Genomic DNA, 532 nt, shown 5'->3' on the forward strand with positions numbered 1-532 from the left:
CGTTAGATGAATTCATGAATCTAAATATCTGGAAGCAAAATGGCAGTATTTCAATTTGGAGATACAATCCATTAAATAAAAACTTTCCTGGTTGGCACATGAGTGCGGACAAAGAAGGATATGAAAGTCTTTTACAGTTTCTTAATTTATTAGAGCTGTCACCTGTCGGTTCAAAAAGAACACTTAAATTAACTAAACCAGATGTTTGGTCAGCTTCAACTACGTTAAAGAAAACACCTGAGAAAAAAGTGTTAATAACTCTATCTAGTTCTATTGACGATTGGCACTTAAAAACTGAACAAGATAGGTTGCTTTTTAGTATTGGTGTTCAACAAATATCTTTATTAAAAACAGGGATAATGGATGCAAGAAATGGAGAGTATGATTTTTCTGTTGGAGCTATAGATGGTCAAAACATGTGGTTCTGGTAACATTCATCTAACAAGGCGTTCAAACGGACAAAAAACAGTTGGCTGTTTCACTCCGTTCACAATTTTAGCCAACAATTTTTTGCCGCTTAACGTGGCGTTAT

Annotated in this window: 1 protein-coding gene; it reads left to right on the plus strand. The window is 34.6% G+C overall.

Features of this window, described 5'->3' with window-relative positions; genetic code table 11:
* A partial coding sequence (locus tag H4J66_RS00960) for a hypothetical protein (RefSeq protein WP_220463158.1) occupies positions 1-431 on the plus strand: 431 nt, incomplete at its 5' end.
* Positions 432-532: the final 101 nt, after the last annotated feature.

The sequence above is a fragment of the Colwellia sp. MB3u-55 genome (assembly GCF_014076785.1).
Classification (GTDB): domain Bacteria; phylum Pseudomonadota; class Gammaproteobacteria; order Enterobacterales; family Alteromonadaceae; genus Colwellia_A.